Origin of the sequence: Gottfriedia sp. NPDC057991 (assembly GCF_042886615.1) — a bacterium.
Taxonomy (GTDB): Bacteria; Bacillota; Bacilli; order Bacillales; family Bacillaceae_G; genus Gottfriedia.
The window spans coordinates 431,870-452,062 of sequence record NZ_JBHVQN010000004.1 but is presented as its reverse complement, the minus strand read 5'-3'; the positions used below and the strand labels follow the sequence as shown (position 1 = coordinate 452,062).

Here is a 20,193-nt window from a genome sequence, read left to right as displayed (position 1 = left end):
AGTGTTTCAGAATTTAACAATGAAACTCTTTTAAAGATAAAATAATTAGAAAAGTTTGTCAATTGTGATTTTACTGAAAAATTTTCCAGTTTTATGTTTCAATGGCAGAATCAATCATTTATCTATCTGTTGAATAAATAGAGTTATTGACATTAAATTCTGACAAATCTATAATTCAAATTGAAAAAACATGTTTTTTATATGAAACATAATGTTTTTTGTTATTCAGGTTAGTAGATTTTGAATATAGAGTGGAGGTAATGCGGATGCCAATTAGTCAATTAAAGGAGTTATCGATTCATTATCAAGAATCAGGTGAAGGACAAGCCCTTGTAATTTTACATGGTTTGGGAAACAATTCTCAGTCATGGAAGCATCAATTAAGTGAATTGAAGGAACAGTATAGAGTAATTGTTTGGGATGCTCCAGGTTATGGTGGGAGTTCCGATCTACAAAAGGAGTTCCATGAATTTTCCGAGTTTGCTAATGTGCTTAAAGAGTTTTTGGATAGTCTAGGGATAGATTCGATCTATTTACTAGGTCATTCAATGGGGTCGGCAATTGCAATTGATTTTACAAATCGTTTTCCACATATGGTCGATGCGTTAATTATTTCAGATGCAACACGTGGAGCAGCTGGGTTAAGTAGAGAAGAAAACGAGAAAAAACTTCAAAATAGATTAAACTCCATTGAAAATCTACTTCCAAGTGAACTAGCCAGAAAAAGAGTAAAAGCATTACTTGCTCCGAATGCATCAGCCGAGGTTATAAAAGAGGCTGAACGTATCATGTCACAAGTACGTCTATCTGGTTACCGTTCTGTTTCCTACTCTTTATCAAACTTAAACCAAATGGAGATTCTGTCTTCAATAACTGTTCCAACACTTGTCATGTGCGGAGAGTTAGATCAAGTAACGCCAGTAAGTGAATCACAAATATTTCACGAGTTGATTCCAAATTCAGAATTTGTTATCGTTCCAAATACAGGGCATTTATGCTATCAAGAAGATCCTAAAATATTTAATCAATCCGTGTTAAACTTTTTAAAGAAACAACCGATAAGTCAAAAATAGAATTGAATCTATGTATTAGGAGAGGTTTGCTCGATGGATAATGTAGAAAAAGAAAAATATAGCGCCAATTCTTTAGTTAGAGGATTAGAAATTATTAAGCTTTTTAATGAGGAACATCCTAGTTTGTCACTGTCAGAGATTGCAAAAAAATTAGGGGTAAGCAGGACAGTACCTTATCGATTACTTTATACACTGCAGTCGATTGGATACTTAACACAGGATGAAAATACGAAACAATATTCATTAACCCCAAAGGTTCTTGAATTAGGTTTTAGTTATATAAATAGCTTGAAAATACCTGAAATTGCACAACCTTATATGGAATCATTACGTGATGAAATAGGAGCTTCTTGTCATTTGTCAATTTTAGATGGACATGAAGTAGTTTATGTAGGGAGTGCACCAGTTAGAGGGGTATCAGCAGTCAATGTCAATATTGGTTTAAGACTACCAGCTCATGCAACTGCAAATGGAAAGCTACTTCTTGCATACGAGCCAAAGGAAAGTCTTATGCAACTGTTCCAAGTTACAAATTTAACGCCATATACAGATAAGACGTTAACGACTCCTGGAGAGTTTATGGATCAATTAGAAAAAATACGTCAAAATGGCTACTCTATGACTAGTGGAGAATTTCATCAAGGTATTCATTCAATCGCCGCACCTATTTACGGTAGAACAGGAAAGGTATTAGCAGCACTGAATATCGTAGCGACTGAATTATCTTATCAGGAAGATTTTATGAATAAAGTTGCATTGCCTAAACTACTAGACGTCTCTGTTTTACTATCAAACTATATGGGTTACAATGGCAGAGTTTCAACGCAGGTAAAATAGTTCAAGTTAAAAATATGGGTTCCCATACTAAGGGAATCCATATTTTTTTTGCAAAAAAACTAGTTAAAAACCTTGAAAATACAGTGTGTTTTTATATTTGATTTTTATGACATATCAAAATTTTCTAAAAACTATGTTGACACAAAGGTTAATCCATCCTAGAATTATTTTATAGATAAAACACTGTTTTGTATATGAAACACACTGAGTGTTAAAATACAAAACATTTTGTTTAAAAAAGAACAACAATACAAGGAGGATTTTTAAAATGACAAATGAAACTTTTTCAGTAAAAGAATTTGAAAAAAAATACGTGGCTCGCTTAGAAGACCGTACGCTAGATTGGAATGTATTAAAGTTTCAAGAGGAAATTGATCCGAGGTATAAGCGTGCTCAAATGCGTTATATTGGACGCGGTGCGACAGCGAATAATGATTCAAATGTAATTACAGCAGAACATTTTACATTAAGTACAATGGTTCTACCTCCTGGCTGTATTGGACCTTTACATCTCCACGATGATGTAGAAGAAGTATTTTTCATTCTTGAGGGAGAAGTAACTGCTTTAATTCAAGAAGTTGGTAAAGATGAAGTACATGAAATTAAATTAAAAGCAAGAGATTGTATCAGTTCTCCTCCTGGCGTTCATCGAGGCATTAGAAATGATGGAGATACTGAAGCACGTATGTTAGTTATGCTTGGCGCAGTGAAACCAAACCTACCAACTTATCCAGAGGGTAGCGAGCTTGAAGAACTTCGTAAACAACGTGCTAAAGAAAGAGAAGCAATCATCAAAGGTTAATTAAAAAAATTGAAAAAAGGTCAGCTGCATTTTGATTAAATTGTAGCTGCCTTTTTCAATAGAGTTAATAAAAGAAAGCGCTTTATATAAATGAATGGGAGGGATTGTTGGTGCTAGGAATTACTCATTTAAGACATATAAGTTTGATCACACCAAACTTTGACGAACAAGTGAACTTTTACGAAAAAGTTTGGGGTTTAGATCGTGTAAATGTTTCGGATGACAATATTGCATATTTTCGAGGGGCAGGACCAGAGCATCATATACTAAGCCTTCGAAACGGCGATAAATGTGGTTTGCATCATATTGCATTTGGAATGGTCGATAAAAATGCAGTGGATCGTGCAGCGGAAATTTTACATTCAAAAGGAGTACATATTGTTGAAGAGCCAGGTTATTTGGATGAAGCTGGTGGAGGATATGGGCTTCGATTTGTTGATCCAGAAAACCGTGTAATTGAACTTTCTGCTTGGGTAGAGGTTCAAACATCAATTTGGACTAATAAAAACGTTGATCCAGTGAAATTAAACCATGTAGTTATGAACACAAAAGATTTAGATATGATTGTGGAGTTTTATACTGATGTGCTTGGATTCAAAGTGACTGATTGGAGTGAGCACCAAATGTCTTTCTTAAGGTGTAATCGAAAACATCATTCGATCGCATTTAACCAAGATGCACACGCTTCAGTTAATCATATTGCTTATGAGGTTGATTCAGTGGATGAACTGATGCGAGGCATTAGTAATGTAAGGAAAGCGGGATTAAGTGAGTTATGGGGTCCAGGTCGACATGGTCCTGGTAATAATATCTTTTGTTATTTTCAAGATCTCGGTGGATTTGTTATGGAATACACCTGTTATCTCGAAACAATTGAAGATGAGGCTGAATGGAGAGCGCGAGTTTGGAAACGCGTTCCACATCTAATGGATCAATGGGGAATTGCTGGTCCACCAAAACCAGAAGCTCGTAAAGCTATGGGCGGGGAGCCGGATACTGGCTGGGTAGATACAACGGTTGAAGTACGTTAAAAAGTTTAAATAAAAATGTTTTAAGTAATAAGAACCATGAAAGCTTTTATAAGGGGTGACGGGATGGATCTTGGGTTAAATGGAAAAGTTGCAGTGATTATGGGTGGCACCTCTGGTGTTGGACTGAAGACAGCTGAATTATTTTTAGGTGAAGGTGCTAAAGTAGCAATTTGTGGAAGAAGCAAAGAGCGTGCAGATAAAGCATTAAATCATTTACTCTCATATGGCAAAAGCGAAGATCTATTTGCTACGACATGTGATGTTACATCAAAAGAGGACGTTAACTCGTTTATTCAACAAACAGCAGAAAAATTTGGTGGAATTGATACGTTAGTGAATGCAGCTGGTCAAAGTGTTATGGGGCATTTTTTCGATATTACGGATGAACAGTGGCAGGAACAAATTCAATTAAAGTATTTCGCGATTATTTATGCAGTTCGTGCAACTCATCCTTATTTAGTGAAAAGAGGTGGGGGCCGAATTATTAATATAAATGCAACTCTAGCTAAAGAGCCCGAGCGTCATATGGTAGCAACAGCAGCAACCCGTGCAGGACTTTTAAATTTAAGCAAAACATTGTCTCAAGAATTAGCATCAGACAATATTTTAGTAAATTCAGTAAGTCTTGGATTAATTCGGACAGATCAATGGGAACGTAGAAGATTGAAAAATGCTCCTGATATGGATCCCGAAGAATATTATAGAGATCTTGCGATAAAAAGAAATATTCCACTAGGTCGTGTAGGTGAAGCGGAAGAAGTTGCTAGTGTAATTGTTTTTCTTGCTTCAGACAAAGCGAGTTATGTAGCTGGTTCTACAATTGAAACTGCGGGTGCAATCGGTAAAGCACTTTAAATAAATTATTAGACAAAGGTAGGATACTAAGATGAAAAATCAAGAAGAGATCGTATTTACTACTGCGGATGCCGTCGTAAAAGAGTTAGTTCAAGCAGGCGTAGAAGTCGCTTTTGGAATCGTAAGTATTCACAATATGCCCATCTATGACGCGATTTTAAGGGATGGAAGTATTAAGCTAATCTGTTCACGTGGCGAAAGTGGAGCAGTAAATATGGCAGATGGTTATGCACGTGCGACAGGAAAATTAGGTGTTGTTATTACTAGTACAGGAACAGGAGCTGGAAACGCTGCTGGTTCATTAGTAGAAGCATGGGCAGCTGGAGTGCCACTACTTCATCTGACAGGAGAAGTAGCATCACCTTATCTTGGTACAGGTAAAGGGTACATACATGAATGTAAAGACCAGCTTTCAATGATGAGCGGTGCTTGTAAAAATGCTGTAAGACTTAGAAGACCAGAACAAACAGCTGGTGTAGTAAGAAAAGCAATTGAAGAAGCATTAACTGCTCCAACAGGACCAGTTAGCTTAGAAATTCCAATCGACTTTCAATCAGCAATTATCGAGGACGTTTCAATCGATAAGGTACAGGTAGATGTTTTTAAACCGCAACTAACTACAGTAATACCAGAAATCGCAATTTCAAAAATTTTAGAAGCAAGTCGTCCAGTTATTTGGGCTGGTGGCGGTGTTATTTCTGCCAATGCCTCAAAAGAGTTAACAAATTTAGCAGAAATTCTTGGAGCTGCTGTCATTACAAGCCAATCTGGAAAAGGCTCGATACCAGAAGATCATGAACAATGTATCGGTCATTTTGCAGCCAATGAGTCGACAAAAGAGTTTTTGAGAAATGCAGATTTACTGATTAGTGTAGGTGTACGCTTCAGAGGAAATGAAACTTCTAACTGGAAAGTCCCCGTCCCAGAGGAACATATTTCGATTGATGCAGATTTTAATGCAATTAATCGTAATTATAAAGCAACAGTTGGGTTAGTCGGAGATGCAAAAGATATTTTATCGGCTCTAATTAATAAAATTGATGAAAAGTCTATTTCGGTTTTACCTTCTTATATAGAAGAAGTACGTTCTTTAAGAAATGAAGTACGAGGACAACTTCGTAAAACACTCGGCCCATTTGAACAATTTGTAGATGGCATGAGAGACATTTTACCGAGAGATACGATTTTGGTTCGAGATGTGACAGTACAAGCAAATGTCTGGGGTAGCAGAATATTCGACATTTATGAACCGAGAACATCTATTCACGCATCCGGTGGCGGGATCGGTCAGGGTCTTCCTACTGCTATAGGAGCTCAATTGGGTTGCCCTCATCAAACGGTCGTATTAATGGCTGGAGATGGTGGATTTATGGTTAATGTAGGTGAAATGGTGACTGCAGCTGAAGAAAATCTTCCAATTATTGTTGTGTTATTTGATGATTCTGGCTATGGGGTTCTCCGTAATATTCAAGAAGCGGCATACGGTCGCCAAGTAGCGGTGAATTTATTAAGCCCAGATTTTGTAAAACTAGCTGAGTCAATGCATTTTGAAGCAGCACGTATTGGTTCAGGTGACGAATTTGTTAATGAACTAATGAAGGCAACTGAAAGAAGAAAGCCAACAATGATCGTTGTAGATATGGAAGCAGTTGGACCTATGGCAAAACCTTTTGGTGGACCTCCAGGAGCAGCTGAAAGCTTTAAGCCAAAAAAATTATAAAGGAGATTCAATATGATTTCGACATATCCAGTTGTATCAGGAAGATATCTCATAAACGGTGAATGGAAAGAAAATAATGAAACATCAAATATTATTAATCCTGCAAATAAGTCGGAAGTAGTTGGCAAAGTTGCATTATGTACTGAGGAAATCGTAAACGAAGCAATTAATGCAGCATCGAAAGCATTTGAATTTTGGTCACAGAGTGAGATTCAAGATCGTGTAGAAAGAATGAAAGCTGCAGCGCAGGAACTTTCTAAAATCATTGAAGAACATGTTTCATTATTTGTTCGTGAAAATGGAAAAACACTAGTAGAAGCTAAAAAAGACTTATTACGCTGTGTTGAAGTAATGAATGGTGGAGCGGATGAACTACTAAAATGGTGGAATCCAGAATTACTTCCAGGAAATCAAAAAGTTCAAGTAAGAAGAAGAGCTAGAGGGGTTACTGCAGTAATTACTCCTTGGAATTCGCCTATGATTTTAACATTTAAGCGAGTGATTCCTGCTGTTTTAGCAGGGAATACAGTTGTCGTGAAACCTGCGACAAATTGTCCACTTACCATTATGGCTTGTTTAAAAGTAGTGGCTGAACATTTTCCACCTGGTGTAATTAATATTGTCACAGGTTCAGGAAAAATGATTGGTGACAAGCTTTGTTCTGATTCGCGAGTTCGTACGATTGCTTTTGTCGGAAGTACACAAACAGGTAAAGATATTATGAAAAAGTCTTCTGAAAATCTTCAAAAAGTATATATGGAGCTTGGTGGGAATGACCCAGCAATCATTTTAGAAGATGCAAACTTAGATGAAGAAGCTATTAAACGATTAAGAATGAGTATTTTAAAAGCGGCTGGCCAAGTATGTTCGGCTATTAAGCGCGTATATGTACAAGAATCTAGATACGTTGAATTAGTAAAAAAATTAAAGAAAGAATTTGAGCGTATTGTTGTAGGTGATGGTATTCAACCTGATGTAACAATGGGCCCATTAAATAATAAAGCTCAGTATGACTATGTCAACGGATTAATCGAGCGAACTGAAAAAGCAGGTGCAAATGTAATAACAGCCGGAATTCAACTGAATCCTGAAATGTGGGATCAAGGATACTTCATCTTACCAACAATCGTAACAGGTGTTGACCAGCAAAGTGAGATTGTGCGTGCAGAACAGTTTGGACCAGTAATTCCTATGTTACCGTTTTCAACGATTGACGAAGTTATCAAATTAGCAAATGATAGTGAATTTGGCTTAAGGGCTTCTGTTTGGACAGAAAATGAAGAACTAGCAGTTGAAATGGCAGATCGCTTAGAAGCAGGCGCAGTTTTTCATAATAACCATACCATCTTTAGTGATTTAGCATTGGATTTCCCAGGGTTAAAAGAAAGTGGTGTTTCAAGGGAAACGAGACACTGTGGATTGGAATTCTTTGCAGATTCATACGGATTTGCAAATTAAGGATGGTGAATAAACATGAAACTAGGTCTAATCGGCTGTGGGAATATTGGTCAATTTCTTCTTCAAGCAATTAATAAAGATGGAATGTTACCAGGTGGAAAGATTGTTTCTATTTATACACGTTCCGAAGAATCAGGCGTTCAACTTGCTAAAGAATTTGAAACAGAAGCTTATCAAAATATAGAGGCTCTACTTCTTTCTGATATAGATTTAGTCATTGAAGCCGCAACAGTTGAAGCTGCAAAGGAGTACGCTATAAAGGTTCTTGAAGGTGGAAAAGACTTATTGTTAAGCAGCATTGGGGTCATGGCTGATTCCGCTTTTGAAGAAGGAATTCGAGAGGTTTGTACAAGAAATGGTGTAAATATTTTCTTACCTTCGGGAGCAATCGGTGGATTGGATATTTTAAAGTCAGCAAAAGCTGTGAATGGTCTAGAGACTGTTTCAATTACAACTAGAAAACCACCTGGAGCATTATCGAAAGAAGTATTAGACAAAGAAACGATTTTGTTTGAAGGCTCTGCAGCTGAAGCAATTAAGCTATACCCAAGAAATATTAATGTGGCAATTGTATTATCCTTAGCTGGAATTGGTGCTAACAATACGAAAGTGAAAATTATTGCTGATCCAATTGCGATAAAAAATAGTCATTTGATCGAAGCATCTGGCGCGTTCGGAAAACTTAAACTTGAGATTGAAAATGATCCAATGCCAAATAATCCTAAAACAAGTTATTTAGCAGCGTTAAGTGTTTTGGCGAAGTTACAAAACAAAGATAAATTTGTACAAGTTGGGTAGAGAGTCAAATACGAGAGGGGAGTGCCGAGCATGATTAAAACAGAAAAAACTTTAGATGAATTGTCAAAAGAGCAACTAGTAAATTACTTAAACGAAACTGTCAAACCAGATGAAGGAGTCATTCCTGCATATCTTCTAGGTGATAAAGCCGTTTACGAATTAGAGCATGAAAAAGTATTTTTAAAAACATGGGTTTTTCTTGGACATGAATCCGAAATTCCAAATCCAGGGGACTTTATGACCCGTGAGCTTGCAGGATATTCAATCATTATCTCACGCGAAAGTATGGGAGAAATCAATGCATTTTACAATATGTGTACACATCGTGGCATGAAGCTGTGCCGTGCTGATAAAGGAAACAAGACTTTATTTACATGTCCATATCACGGATTTAACTTTAAAAATACAGGTGAACTTGTTGGAGTACCGCTTCAAAAAGATATTTATGGCGAGAGACTTGACCGTACTAAATTGGGTCTTCATCAAGTGAAGCTAGAATCATATAAAGGACTTTTATTTGGAAATTGGGACGAAAATGCAGAGCCTCTTGAAGAGTTTCTCGGCGATTTTAAGTGGTATTTAGATATCGTAGTAGGACGTGCCGAGATGGAAGTAATTGGAGCTCCGCAACGATTTATTGTTAAATCAAACTGGAAGGTCGGTTCTGATAACTTTGTAGGTGATTCATACCATACGATGGTTACTCACGGTTCAATTGCAAAATTAGGCATGGTCCCAAGTGCAACATATTCGAAGCGCGGTTTTCAAATTCATACTGAAAACGGGCACGGATTAAACCTTGGAACACCAAACCCAGACTTTGCTTTTCCTGAAGAATTGAAGGATGAGTATAGAAGTAATTTGTCAGAAGAACAATATGAAGTTCTATCAAACTTAAAAAATATGATTGGAAATGCTTTTCCGAATATGTCATTTTTAATATCTCACACAAAAATTAAGGGCGAATTAATTTCGAATACTTCAATTAGAATGTGGAGACCTATTAGTCACAATAAAATGGAAGTAATTGCATGGATGCTAGTAGAAAAAAATGCTTCTCAGGAATGGAAGAATCGATCAAGAGATTCCTTTATCTTAACGTTTAGTCCATCTGGTATTTTTGAACAGGATGATACTGAAGTATTCACAGACATAACGGAAGCAGCTCAAGGTCCAATGCCATTTCAAAAGAATTTAACTTATAACTATACAATGGGACTACATCGTGAACCCGTCGATTTTATCGGACCTGGGGTAGCCTATGATGATAAATTTACAGAAGCGAGTCAACGTAATTTTTATCAGTATTGGCTTGAATTAATGACAAAGTAACAAAGGGGGGAGGAAGAAAAATGAATGTTGAAAAATTATTAGCGAAATTAGAATTTGAACAGTGGTTAATTGATGAAGCAAAATTACTTGATGATATTGAATTTGATGATTGGTTTAGTTTAATGCATTCGAATTTAATCTATCAAATGCCTGTACGCGTAAATAAAGAAGGAACTGTGCGCCCAGACTATTCTACTGAGATGTTTACTTTTAATGATGATATTGAATTATTAAAGCTTCGAGTAGATCGATTGAAAACTGACTATGCATGGGCTGAAATTCCTCCTTCAAGAACCCGCCGTTTTGTAAGCAATGTTAGCGTAAAGGAACTAGTTAAAGAAGAGAAGGCTGTAGTTAATAGTTATTTACTGATCTATCGTAGCCGTAGTACAGATATTCACCATGATCTAATTTCTGGAGAACGTAATGATGAGTTTACATATGAAGATGGGAAGTGGAAGCTTTCCAAGAGAGTATTTATTGTAGATCAAACAACAATTAATACTAGAAATCTTGCAATCTTTGTTTAATAGAAGAAAAAGGAGGCTAAGTGATGTTATTAAAAGATAAAGTAGTGTTAATTACAGGAGGCGCTTCTGGAATAGGAGCGGCCGTTACAAGACGATTCATTCAAGAGGGAGCAAAGGTAAGTATTATAGGTCGCTCACTTGAAACACTAGAGCAAATGAAAGAAGAATTTGATGACAATCTCCTTATCATTCAAGGTGACGTAAGCAAATACGAAGACAATGAGCGAGCTGTAAAAGCGACTGTTGAACAGTTTGGTAAACTAGATGTATTTATTGCGAATGCAGGCGTTTTCGATGGTTTTGCAAAATTCGCTGATGTAACACCCGATGCCCTATCAGATGCATATGATTACCTTTTAAATATAAATGTAAAAGGATCTTTTTTTGGTGCAAAAGCAGCTTTAGAGGAATTACAAAAAACAAATGGTAATATTATTTTCACTGTATCTGGAGCAAGCTTCTACCCAGACGGCGGTGGAGTTTGGTATACGGCTAGTAAGCATGCACAAATCGGATTAATGCGTCAGCTTGCTTTTGAACTAGCACCAAATATACGAGTAAATGCAGTAGCGCCAGGAGGGACTTTAACAGCACTAACTGTCATTCCACCTTTACGTACATTTACTAAATCCGTAGATAATGATACGAAAGCAAGTAATATAAAAAGAAGAAATCCACTTCAACTAGCACAAATGCCTGAAGATCATGTTGCAGCATATGTACTTTTAGCATCTGACCAGTCACGTGCGATCACTGGTGAAGTCATTTCAAGTGATGGTGGATTATCTGTTCGTGGACTTGGTTAAGGAATTATTGATAAAGCATAGGGTGTCTTAAAGGAGTGACTTTTAGGGACACTCTTTTTTTATTAGTGCTAATTAATTGTAAGTGGTAGTAGTTCAAACTGTATATATGATGAGTTATATAGAGACCAGTTATATGATAAATCCTATGGAAGAGCTGCTTCACGCTTGTTTACATAAAAACGGTTATCGGTAACAAAAAAAGGATCTAAGTTATCAGATCCTATTTGCAACTTATGTAACTAAAGCATCAGTTAGTCATAATGAACGAAACGGCTCCATTTTGCTTAACGTAGGTTGCAGTTGGCAATAATGGGAGTGATTAAAAAGCCTACCCAAGCCAAATGTAGAGCTACAAACAAAAGGAGCCGTGTATTATGAAGGATAGTCAAAAATTTGTTGGTTTAGACGTTTCAAAAGAGATAATTTCTGTTGGTATTGCTGATGAGGGACGAGGTAAGCCGAGATTTCACGGTAATATTCAAAATAACCCTGAAAGTATCCGTAAACTGTTTAAGAAATTAGGTGACCCAGAAAAATTACTAGTTTGTTATGAAGCTGGGGCATGTGGTTACAGTATTTACCGTCAACTTTTATCAATGGATATAGAGTGCATCGTTGTAGCACCAACACTTATTCCTAAACGTACTGGTGATCGGGTAAAAACGGATCGTCGTGATTCACTACGTCTAGCTCAACTTCTACGAGCTGGAGAGCTAACTGCTGTTTGGGTTCCAGATGAAACACATGAAGCATTAAGAGATTTAATCCGCGCACGTTTTGATACGCGAGAAGATTTACAAAGATACCGTCAAAGATTAGTTCACTTCTTATTACGTCATGAAATTCGTCCACCTCAAGGTGTGAAGAATTGGACAGTAAAATACCGTACTTGGTTGAATACACTGACTTTTAATAAACAGTCATTGCGAATTGTTTTTCAAGAATATTTACATTGTATTTATGAAGTTGAAGAAAGAATGAAGCGTATTGAAGCTCAAATTCACGAAGAAGCAATTGAAAGTGAACATGCGCCTGTCATACAAGCCCTTCAGACATTAAGAGGTATAGCTGAAGTTACAGCTGTCACTCTTGCAGCTGAAATCGGTCAATTCTCACGTTTCTCAAATCCAAGGCAATTAATGTCTTATGCTGGTCTCGTTCCGAAAGAATACTCTAGTGGTTCAAATCGCTGGCAAGGTTCCATTACGAAAATTGGGAATTCACACATTCGCCGTGCTTTAGTAGAATGTTCCTGGTCTTATCGTCATCGCCCTTCTCTTAAAGGTGAATTACTGAAAAGGCAAGCTGGTCAGCCACTTGAGGCACAACGAATTTCTTGGAAAGCGCAACATCGTCTCAATTTAAAATACAACCGAATTACTTCAAGAGGTAAAGGTGGTAAATTTGCAGTAGTTGCAGTTGCCCGTGAATTGCTTGGATTTATTTGGGCGATTGGTTGCAGTATAGAGAATCAAAAATTAAACCCATTAATTGTTGCTTAAATACTAATTTATTACTAAGTAAGTTTGATTAAAATCTTAAAGATCCAATCACAATGAAAGATAAAGTCTAATTGGCTATTGAAATTTTGGCTCGGAGGCAAACTCGGTAAGGAGAACCCTCTTGTTCAACTATGTACTAGGTTTAATACTGAACGTACGCCGTTAGATCGAGGCAGCTCCGTAACGGATAGAATGAAATGTGGTAACCAACCCACGCATATCAGACTGTAAATCACTGTTGATAATTTTGCCTTCGTGCCAAGGTTTTAAGGTAGTTATTCTTTATCTTTGAAAACTAAAAAATAATCTATTCTAATTAATTTGGAAAGGTAATTCACAGACTTAGTTAACCCTTTTTGAAAAACTAAGTTGGTAGTCTTAAAATAAGTCTGTCTAAAAACAGATAAAACCCTAATTTTAAAACCATTTGGGTCTGGTGATTTGACAGTTTCGTTCATATCAGTTGAATAAGCTAATCATTGATTAAATGATAGATACAACTTAGAAACTAATTACTTATTTAACATTTTTATATATTTAATCATTAAGACATTGAAATATATTTCTGTTCCAACAGAAGTAACTAAATCGAGCCAGTTGGTCTCATTCAAGGAAATTGAAGGATCAATATAAGCTAGAATTAAATAACCGACAATCATAATAACAGTAACTAGGACAAAAAATCGGAGTGTGAGTGGAAGATACAAACTAAAATAGCGAAAGACAAATTCCTTCCCGTCTCCTCGTTGATTTATTTTATATGCTAAATAAATTCCAACTAGATTGATAACCAGAAAACTAATCATATCAATAATATCTAAGATGTTAAAAGTTTTAGTTAACAATAATAACGGATAAGTTAGTAAAACTATTGCGAATAAAGAAATACCTATTATTTTATGGTATCTTAGTGACTTATTGGACAGACTCTCTTCTTTTAAAGCTTGAACGAGCCCTTTTACATTCCAAATGTACATATGTAATCCCCTTTATAATGTCTAAAAAATCATATCCATTATAACTCGGACATAAAAGTGAAGAATGAAGAGTAAAGTAGAACTTATGTAACTAACGCAATGCTTTAGTTGAATAACATGATCGACTGTTTAGTCGAATTTTTTATTCAACAAAATGGCAGGATAGTTGTGCGAAATGTTTCTAGCTTAAATGGAGAATGGTCACATTACTCTAGTAAAGGCTAGACAGTTCCTTTCGGAATTGAAGGATTATATCGAAGAATCAAATGATTGGGTAACGCCTTGAAGGGTTCTCTCTTAGTCGAATAGCATTAGATTTAGTAAGAATGATCGTGTTATAAGCTCGGCGAAAAGGCGTGAGAAATTACCGTACCAGTTCGGCTGACGAAAGCCTACTCGATGGAGTGGTGTAATTCATGGTGCTTGAGTTGAATGAATAGGGTGAGAATGCGAATAAGCCTACAACAAAAGGTTAAGCTGACAAACTTCCGAATGTACAGGTCTATACCTGCGATACATAGAAATGTGTATATCACCAAATTGTGAGGTTAGATGTGGATTAGTAAGACTAACTATTATGAAAATCCATGATACGTTACAGGCGTATGAATACTAACAGGCTTACAGGAAGCACCTAAGTTCATTCTATAATAGATATAATTCAACATTGTAAACTGATAACGTGGAGGGCTTACTTCCTATGAAACGTTGGCAAGGAAAGCTTTAATGATACTAGTTACAGTATAACTTGTCTTTATATCAGTGAAAGTGGTGGCACAGTACCAATGAAATGTCTAATCCACATGGAGGGATAGCCACTAGACTAATATAGATTTATTCAACCATGTAAGGCAGTTCTTTATCGATTAATAAGGTTCTTGTGAGACTAAAAGAGGTTTAACTTCGAAAGGAGCAACCGACTTATTGAAACGGGAGAAACTGAGACACAGTGAATATTACAGTATGCAAACTTGTTTTGACATACTTTATGCCCAAAGTGTCAGTGGTCATCACTTCTATGACTTAACAGAATTAATGTGTTCTGAAGATAATATTCGACTTGCCTACCGAAACATTAAAAGAAATACAGGTAGCAAAACTGCGGGAACAGATAAATTAACGATTGAAGATATTATAAATCTATCAGTTACAGGAGTAATAGAAAAGGTTCAAACAATGTTCATGTGTTACGAGCCTCAAACAGTAAGGCGTGTTTTTATTCCGAAAGGAAAAGGGAAAACAAGACCATTGGGGATTCCAACAATTTGGGATAGAATCTTTCAACAATGTATACTTCAAATTTTAGAGCCAATATGTGAAGCGAAATTCCATAAACATAGTTATGGATTCAGACCAAATCGAAGCACACACCATGCGAAAGCTAGATTCGAGTTTCTTATAAATCGAGTTGGGCTCCACCATTGTATAGATGTAGATATAAAGGGCTTCTTTGATAACGTTAATCATAGTAAATTACTAAAGCAAATGTGGTCACTAGGCATAAGGGATAAACCACTTCTTTCTATTATATCTAAACTGTTAAAAGCAGAGATAGAAGGTGTAGGTATTCCTACAAGAGGTACCCCACAAGGAGGAATATTATCTCCTCTACTTTCCAATATTGTATTAAATGAGTTGGATTGGTGGATAAGTGACCAATGGGAAACGTTTGAAAGTGACCATACTTTCTTAAGCAATGGTAGCAAGTATAAGTCCTTAAAGAAAACAGCTTTGAAAGAGTGCTTTATCGTTCGCTACGCGGACGATTTTAAGATAATGTGTAGGACAAGGTCACAGGCGATAAAAATGAATTATGCATTGAAAGACTTTCTAAAAAACAGACTACATCTTGAAACCAGTGAAGAGAAATCTAAAATTATCAACTTAAAGAAGAACTCTTCCGAGTTTCTTGGCTTTTCGATAAAAGGCGTAAGAAAAGGAAAAACGTATGTAGCAAGGTCCGATATGTCGAAGAAGGCAAAAGCCAACGCCTTTCAAAAGATAAAGGTAGCTATAAAATTGGTTAAGAAAAAGCCTAGCAACCAGACTGTATGGAATTTTAATACAGTGGTAATGGGAATCCAAAACTATTATTCTGTTGCCTCTCAAATTACTATTAATCTAAATAAGTTAAACTATCATCTACGTAAAACGTTATACAATCAACTAAAGAATATTAGAACAGAGGCAAGTTTTCATGATATGACTAAGACCTTACAGAAAAGGTACAAAGGTTATGAAAGTAAATTATATAAGATACAGCAAATGGTATTTGTCCCTATCCATGCCCAACGGTGGAAATTACCACACTGTTTTACACAAACGATATGTAACTTCACTGCCGAAGGTAGAGCGAAAATACATAATAACTTAAAAGCTATCGATAGAAATATACTTACTTACATCATGAGAAACTACATTCCAAATCGATCAATTGAATACAATGACAATCGAATTAGTAAATTTATTGCCCAATATGGCAAATGTGCCATATTAGGAGTGGATTTAGGGATAAATGAATGGCATTGTCATCACATTAATCCTTATCATTTTTCAAAGGATGATAGCTATTCAAATCTTATTATTGTAGATAAATTTATACATAAACTGCTTCATCTAAAGGATGAGGATAAAATAGAAACTCTTTTGAAATCCTTTAAACTTACTCGTAAGCAAATGGAAAAAGTAAATTTATTACGACTAAAATGTCAGAATCAAACAATCTAAAATTGGAAGAAAAGCACTCGTCTGCTTAATACATAGAAAAGAATAAATTGGATTAGTTGGAACGCCGTATGCGGTGAAAGTTGCACGTACGGTGTGAACAGGGGGAAAAGGGAGCGATAACTTCAAACCCTTACCTATCTGTATGAACAAGTAGAAAAAAGCCTAACCGTTTGGGCTAGACTTTTGAAGTTTATATATAATTAGATTTGTAATTTTCATAATGCTCTTGAATATTTCTTTCTAAACGAATAGTTATATTTTTAAATCATTCATAGTAGCTCTCCTAATATAAATTTTCATCCGGTATTATTGGACACGGATGATTTCATAAATATCTTTATCAAAGCGCACTCGAGTGTGCTTTGATTCAAGGCGATCAATCTCCTCAAAACTTTCATATGTAAATGAAAGTTCAAACCACATTTTTTTGATTTCAGTAAAAATAATAGTAAGAATCATTATTCCTCCTAGTATGAGTAATGTTGTTTTTTTACTCTTTTCTTGGTGTATACGTGATCGATTACAAATTGATTATATATCAAAAAGAGTTTATTTTGTGAAGAATTTCACAAAATAAATGTGAATTTTTTGTGACTAATTTCGAATAATTTTGATAATCATTCGAAATAGAAAGATTCATCAGTAGTGTAAGAATAAATGTATTGATTTCATCGGATGTTTCATTTATGTCTCCCTTTTTTATATTTACTAAATTATATCAATCGAGTATGTACTTGTATTTTGGGGGAATATCACATTTATTCATATAAAATCAAACAATCCTTATGCAACTAAATGCCATTTAGTTGAACAAGGAACATAGTTTTTTTATGTATATGGCATGCAGCACTAGTTTACATAAAGATTCTTGACGGAAGTAAACAAAAAGCCAATCCCCTCTGAGGCAAGGGACTAGCTTATATGTGTTTTATCTAGCTATACATAATTTTATAAGTTGTTGGTTTTTCAACATTTGTAAGGGGAAATACAGCTATTGTATTCTCCTATTTTTGTATAAAATCATGCATATAAAGAGGCCTATAAAGAGGCCTATAAATTTCCCCTTAGAATGATTCAAATGAGGGAATTTAATAGGCTCATTTATTTAAAAATATATTAAATATTACTGTCTACAATTAATTAAATCCAAGAACCTCTTCTACAGCTCTTAATTAAATTCCACATTTCTCTTTGATGAGAAGGATTTTTTGGATCTACATTACAATTCATTAGCCATTCACAAGCGTTCTCACGTTCTTCTTCAGTTATTGATACTTTACAACATTCTGATAGTCTATCAATCATACTACATGCACCTTCTCGGCACTTTATATCATTACAACGAAATGATCGACAAATATTAAAAATACGAGGAAAACAGCGTGGATCACAAGCTTTATTACAAAAAATTCTCATTAAAGTTGGGTCAAGATTTCCCATAAAGCCACTCCTTTATTGTTTAAACTATTAACTAAAATGACATTCACACAAATATTTTTTCAACAATGTATTATATGCCGTCAAAGTAAATAGGGACGAGGCGTTTAACTAGAAATCGCAAATTAGTCACTTGTCTCATATTTTTTTAGATAATGACTTAAAGTCAATAAGGGCCATATATAACGATAGCTATGGTAATTTATATAAAAATGACCAGGTAATCCCCCACCTGTTGGGTAGGTTAATCGCTTATCATGGATCTTTAACCAGTTTAAAATGTTTACTATTCCATCATCAATTTCACTAGTAGGATAATCGTTGATCGAAATGAGTGTATCGACGACCCATGATGTATGAACAATTGTCGAATAAGAAAGAGGGATATACTTTCTTTCTATGTCGCTTTTACAAGACTCACCCCATCCACCATCATCATTTTTTATAGTAAGTAGCCAGTCATTAGCTTTTTGAATACTTGGGTGACTCGAAGGGATACCAACTGCTTTCATACCAGTAGTAGCGGCCCACGTTCCATAAATATATGAAATTCCCCAACGGCCGTACCAGGAACCATCCTTGTGTTGATGATTGATTAACCAATTAACTCCATCATCAATTCTTGGATGAACCATATTTAACTTTAATTTGGATCCTAGAAATTCGATTGTTCGACCAGTCAAATCTGCTGTAGACGGATCAACTGCAGTATCAACAAAATTTTGGATAGGGAAGATGATTTTTAAGTATTTGCTACTGTTTTTTTCAAATGATGCCCATCCGCCGTCTTTATTTTGCATATCAAATAACCATTTCACTCCAGCGTTCCAAGATTTTCTATAATCGTCATCCACTAAGGAGATATCAGATGTCGCTCTTAAGACTGCTTGCGTATCATCTACATCTGGATTTTGAGTATTGCTGTCCGAAAATCCCCAACCTCCTAAACAAATCCTATGATCTTTCTCGACTACTGTATGTTGGAGAGAGACTAAGTAGTTGGATGCGGACTTGATTGCCTCATCATTTATTGGCACACCTGCTTCTTGCAATGCGTAACTAGTAAGTGCTGTATCCCATATTGTCGAAGGGGAATTTTGGATATGAAGGGAATCTTCCAATTCAAATAGGAAAGATTTTATACCTAAAATAGCATTCTGAATTACGGGAGAATTAACTTGATAGCCTAATGAAAGAAGGGCATAAATTCCAATAAAAGTTGCGCTAGCATAACTTGCTAAGGTTCCATCTTCTTCAATATTTTGAAGAATATATTGTTCGGCCTTCTTAATAGCCACTTTGGAAAATGATTTAATAAGAGGCATTTTAATATTTGCGAATTTCCGCTTTTTACTAATCTCTTTGAACTTATTGTTTGTAAACAAATGTTGTATTGTAGGCGTCCATTTATTTTTAATCGTAAACTTTTTATGTCCTAATATTAAAAGTGGGGCAAAGTGGAATCGAACATAAGAACTAAATTTAAAGAAGGACAAAGGAAAAAACTTTGGTAAATTCATTAAAAGGAGAGGAACTGGAAAAAAACTGGGCCACGGATACAATTCATGTAAAGCAAGCATAAATTTTGTGGAGATGTGCACACTTTCTAATCCCCCATTTTGACGAATGAACGCTTCTGCTTTCTTCATTTTTTCATCAGAAATTTCTATATAACCGGAGAATAATAGTGCAGTGTAAGCCTCTACAGTTACTGATAAATTTCCTGAGTCATCATCAAAAAGCTTCCAGGCCCCACTTGGGTCTTGCTTTATTAATAAACGATTTACTAGTTTCTTAATTAGTTCTTCATCATGACATTCAATCGTTCTTAAAATAATAATCATATAGGCATCTGTCATAGGACCACTTTCGAAACAATATCTCCATGATCCATCATCACTCTGATCCAATTTAATCTTATCTATTAGACTATCAATTTCAACTCTAACTTTCTCTGATAAATCCATTTTTAATCTTCACCGCCAACTGATTGTGATACATCTTTTTTCACGTTAAAAATTATAAATTGGCAGCAGGAAATCTTACTCGACATGGTTGCCAATTTTCGGAGTTAAGTATAGGTGCAACTACGCCTCTGACTTCACCTAAAAGGATCGTCAGTCAACGAGTTTTCTTTATATAGATATGTAGATGACCATCAATTGGGGCGGGCAACTATTTGTACAAATAGATTGTTGTGAAGTTAAACAGCTAATTAAATTTTTGAATACAGGGGTTAAGTGTAAAAAAATAAAAAGGAAGTATGTCAGAAAGCAAGAATACTAAAAAATACCCTCTATTTAAATTT

The 20,193-nt window shown here is 35.5% G+C and carries 17 protein-coding genes; 13 read left to right on the top strand and 4 right to left on the bottom strand.

Going from position 1 to position 20,193, the window contains the following annotated elements; genetic code table 11:
- Nucleotides 1–266: 266 nt before the first annotated feature.
- The 12 genes from ACFVR2_RS16340 (at nucleotide 267) to ACFVR2_RS16285 (ending at nucleotide 12,744) form a co-directional block, all read left to right on the top strand.
- Nucleotides 267–1,073: an alpha/beta fold hydrolase gene (locus tag ACFVR2_RS16340; RefSeq protein ID WP_387363742.1), complete on the top strand. Its 807-nt coding sequence runs from the start codon at nucleotides 267–269 to the stop codon at nucleotides 1,071–1,073.
- Between the two features lie 33 nt (nucleotides 1,074–1,106).
- A complete protein-coding gene (locus ACFVR2_RS16335; protein ID WP_335407225.1) occupies nucleotides 1,107–1,910 on the top strand; it encodes an IclR family transcriptional regulator in 804 nt (267 codons plus the stop codon).
- Between the two features lie 268 nt (nucleotides 1,911–2,178).
- Entirely contained in the window at nucleotides 2,179–2,712 is a 534-nt protein-coding gene (locus ACFVR2_RS16330; RefSeq protein ID WP_387363738.1) for a cupin domain-containing protein, read from the top strand.
- Between the two features lie 110 nt (nucleotides 2,713–2,822).
- Nucleotides 2,823–3,743, top strand: coding sequence for a VOC family protein (locus tag ACFVR2_RS16325; protein WP_387363735.1), 921 nt, complete (start codon nucleotides 2,823–2,825; stop codon nucleotides 3,741–3,743).
- A gap of 63 nt (nucleotides 3,744–3,806) precedes the next feature.
- Nucleotides 3,807–4,598: an SDR family oxidoreductase gene (locus ACFVR2_RS16320; RefSeq protein ID WP_387363732.1), complete on the top strand. Its 792-nt coding sequence runs from the start codon at nucleotides 3,807–3,809 to the stop codon at nucleotides 4,596–4,598.
- Nucleotides 4,599–4,629: 31 nt separating this feature from the next.
- Nucleotides 4,630–6,318, top strand: a complete 1,689-nt coding sequence (locus ACFVR2_RS16315; RefSeq protein WP_387363729.1) for a thiamine pyrophosphate-binding protein — start codon at nucleotides 4,630–4,632, stop codon at nucleotides 6,316–6,318.
- A 12-nt stretch (nucleotides 6,319–6,330) separates the two neighbouring features.
- Entirely contained in the window at nucleotides 6,331–7,776 is a 1,446-nt protein-coding gene (locus ACFVR2_RS16310) for an aldehyde dehydrogenase family protein (RefSeq protein WP_387363726.1), read from the top strand.
- Between the two features lie 15 nt (nucleotides 7,777–7,791).
- On the top strand, nucleotides 7,792–8,574 hold the full coding sequence (nadX, locus tag ACFVR2_RS16305; RefSeq protein ID WP_387363723.1) for an aspartate dehydrogenase: 783 nt from the start codon (nucleotides 7,792–7,794) through the stop codon (nucleotides 8,572–8,574).
- Between the two features lie 30 nt (nucleotides 8,575–8,604).
- Nucleotides 8,605–9,906, top strand: coding sequence for an aromatic ring-hydroxylating oxygenase subunit alpha (locus tag ACFVR2_RS16300; RefSeq protein WP_387363720.1), 1,302 nt, complete (start codon nucleotides 8,605–8,607; stop codon nucleotides 9,904–9,906).
- A gap of 20 nt (nucleotides 9,907–9,926) precedes the next feature.
- Nucleotides 9,927–10,436, top strand: coding sequence for an aromatic-ring-hydroxylating dioxygenase subunit beta (locus tag ACFVR2_RS16295; protein ID WP_387363717.1), 510 nt, complete (start codon nucleotides 9,927–9,929; stop codon nucleotides 10,434–10,436).
- 23 nt (nucleotides 10,437–10,459) lie between these two features.
- Nucleotides 10,460–11,242, top strand: coding sequence for an SDR family NAD(P)-dependent oxidoreductase (locus tag ACFVR2_RS16290; protein ID WP_387363714.1), 783 nt, complete (start codon nucleotides 10,460–10,462; stop codon nucleotides 11,240–11,242).
- Between the two features lie 374 nt (nucleotides 11,243–11,616).
- Nucleotides 11,617–12,744: an IS110 family RNA-guided transposase gene (locus tag ACFVR2_RS16285; protein ID WP_387363711.1), complete on the top strand. Its 1,128-nt coding sequence runs from the start codon at nucleotides 11,617–11,619 to the stop codon at nucleotides 12,742–12,744.
- A 512-nt stretch (nucleotides 12,745–13,256) separates the two neighbouring features.
- Here ACFVR2_RS16285 and ACFVR2_RS16280 read toward each other — a convergent pair.
- The gene (locus ACFVR2_RS16280) at nucleotides 13,257–13,721 is read right to left on the bottom strand and encodes a hypothetical protein (protein WP_387363708.1); all 465 of its coding nucleotides are present in this window, start codon (nucleotides 13,719–13,721) and stop codon (nucleotides 13,257–13,259) included.
- A 924-nt stretch (nucleotides 13,722–14,645) separates the two neighbouring features.
- Between ACFVR2_RS16280 and ltrA the strand changes: the two genes are divergently transcribed.
- Nucleotides 14,646–16,448 carry a group II intron reverse transcriptase/maturase gene (gene ltrA / locus ACFVR2_RS16275; RefSeq protein ID WP_483867304.1) on the top strand — a complete coding sequence of 601 codons (1,803 nt, stop codon included), beginning with the start codon at nucleotides 14,646–14,648 and terminating at the stop codon, nucleotides 16,446–16,448.
- Nucleotides 16,449–16,754: 306 nt separating this feature from the next.
- Here the strand turns inward: ltrA and ACFVR2_RS16270 are convergent, their stop codons facing one another.
- From ACFVR2_RS16270 to ACFVR2_RS16260, 3 genes are all read right to left on the bottom strand, one after another.
- Nucleotides 16,755–16,907, bottom strand: a complete 153-nt coding sequence (locus ACFVR2_RS16270) for a hypothetical protein (protein ID WP_387363705.1) — start codon at nucleotides 16,905–16,907, stop codon at nucleotides 16,755–16,757.
- Between the two features lie 681 nt (nucleotides 16,908–17,588).
- Nucleotides 17,589–17,888 carry a hypothetical protein gene (locus ACFVR2_RS16265; protein ID WP_387363702.1) on the bottom strand — a complete coding sequence of 100 codons (300 nt, stop codon included), beginning with the start codon at nucleotides 17,886–17,888 and terminating at the stop codon, nucleotides 17,589–17,591.
- 122 nt (nucleotides 17,889–18,010) lie between these two features.
- Nucleotides 18,011–19,852 carry a terpene cyclase/mutase family protein gene (locus ACFVR2_RS16260; protein ID WP_387363699.1) on the bottom strand — a complete coding sequence of 614 codons (1,842 nt, stop codon included), beginning with the start codon at nucleotides 19,850–19,852 and terminating at the stop codon, nucleotides 18,011–18,013.
- Between the last annotated feature and the right edge of the window lie 341 nt (nucleotides 19,853–20,193).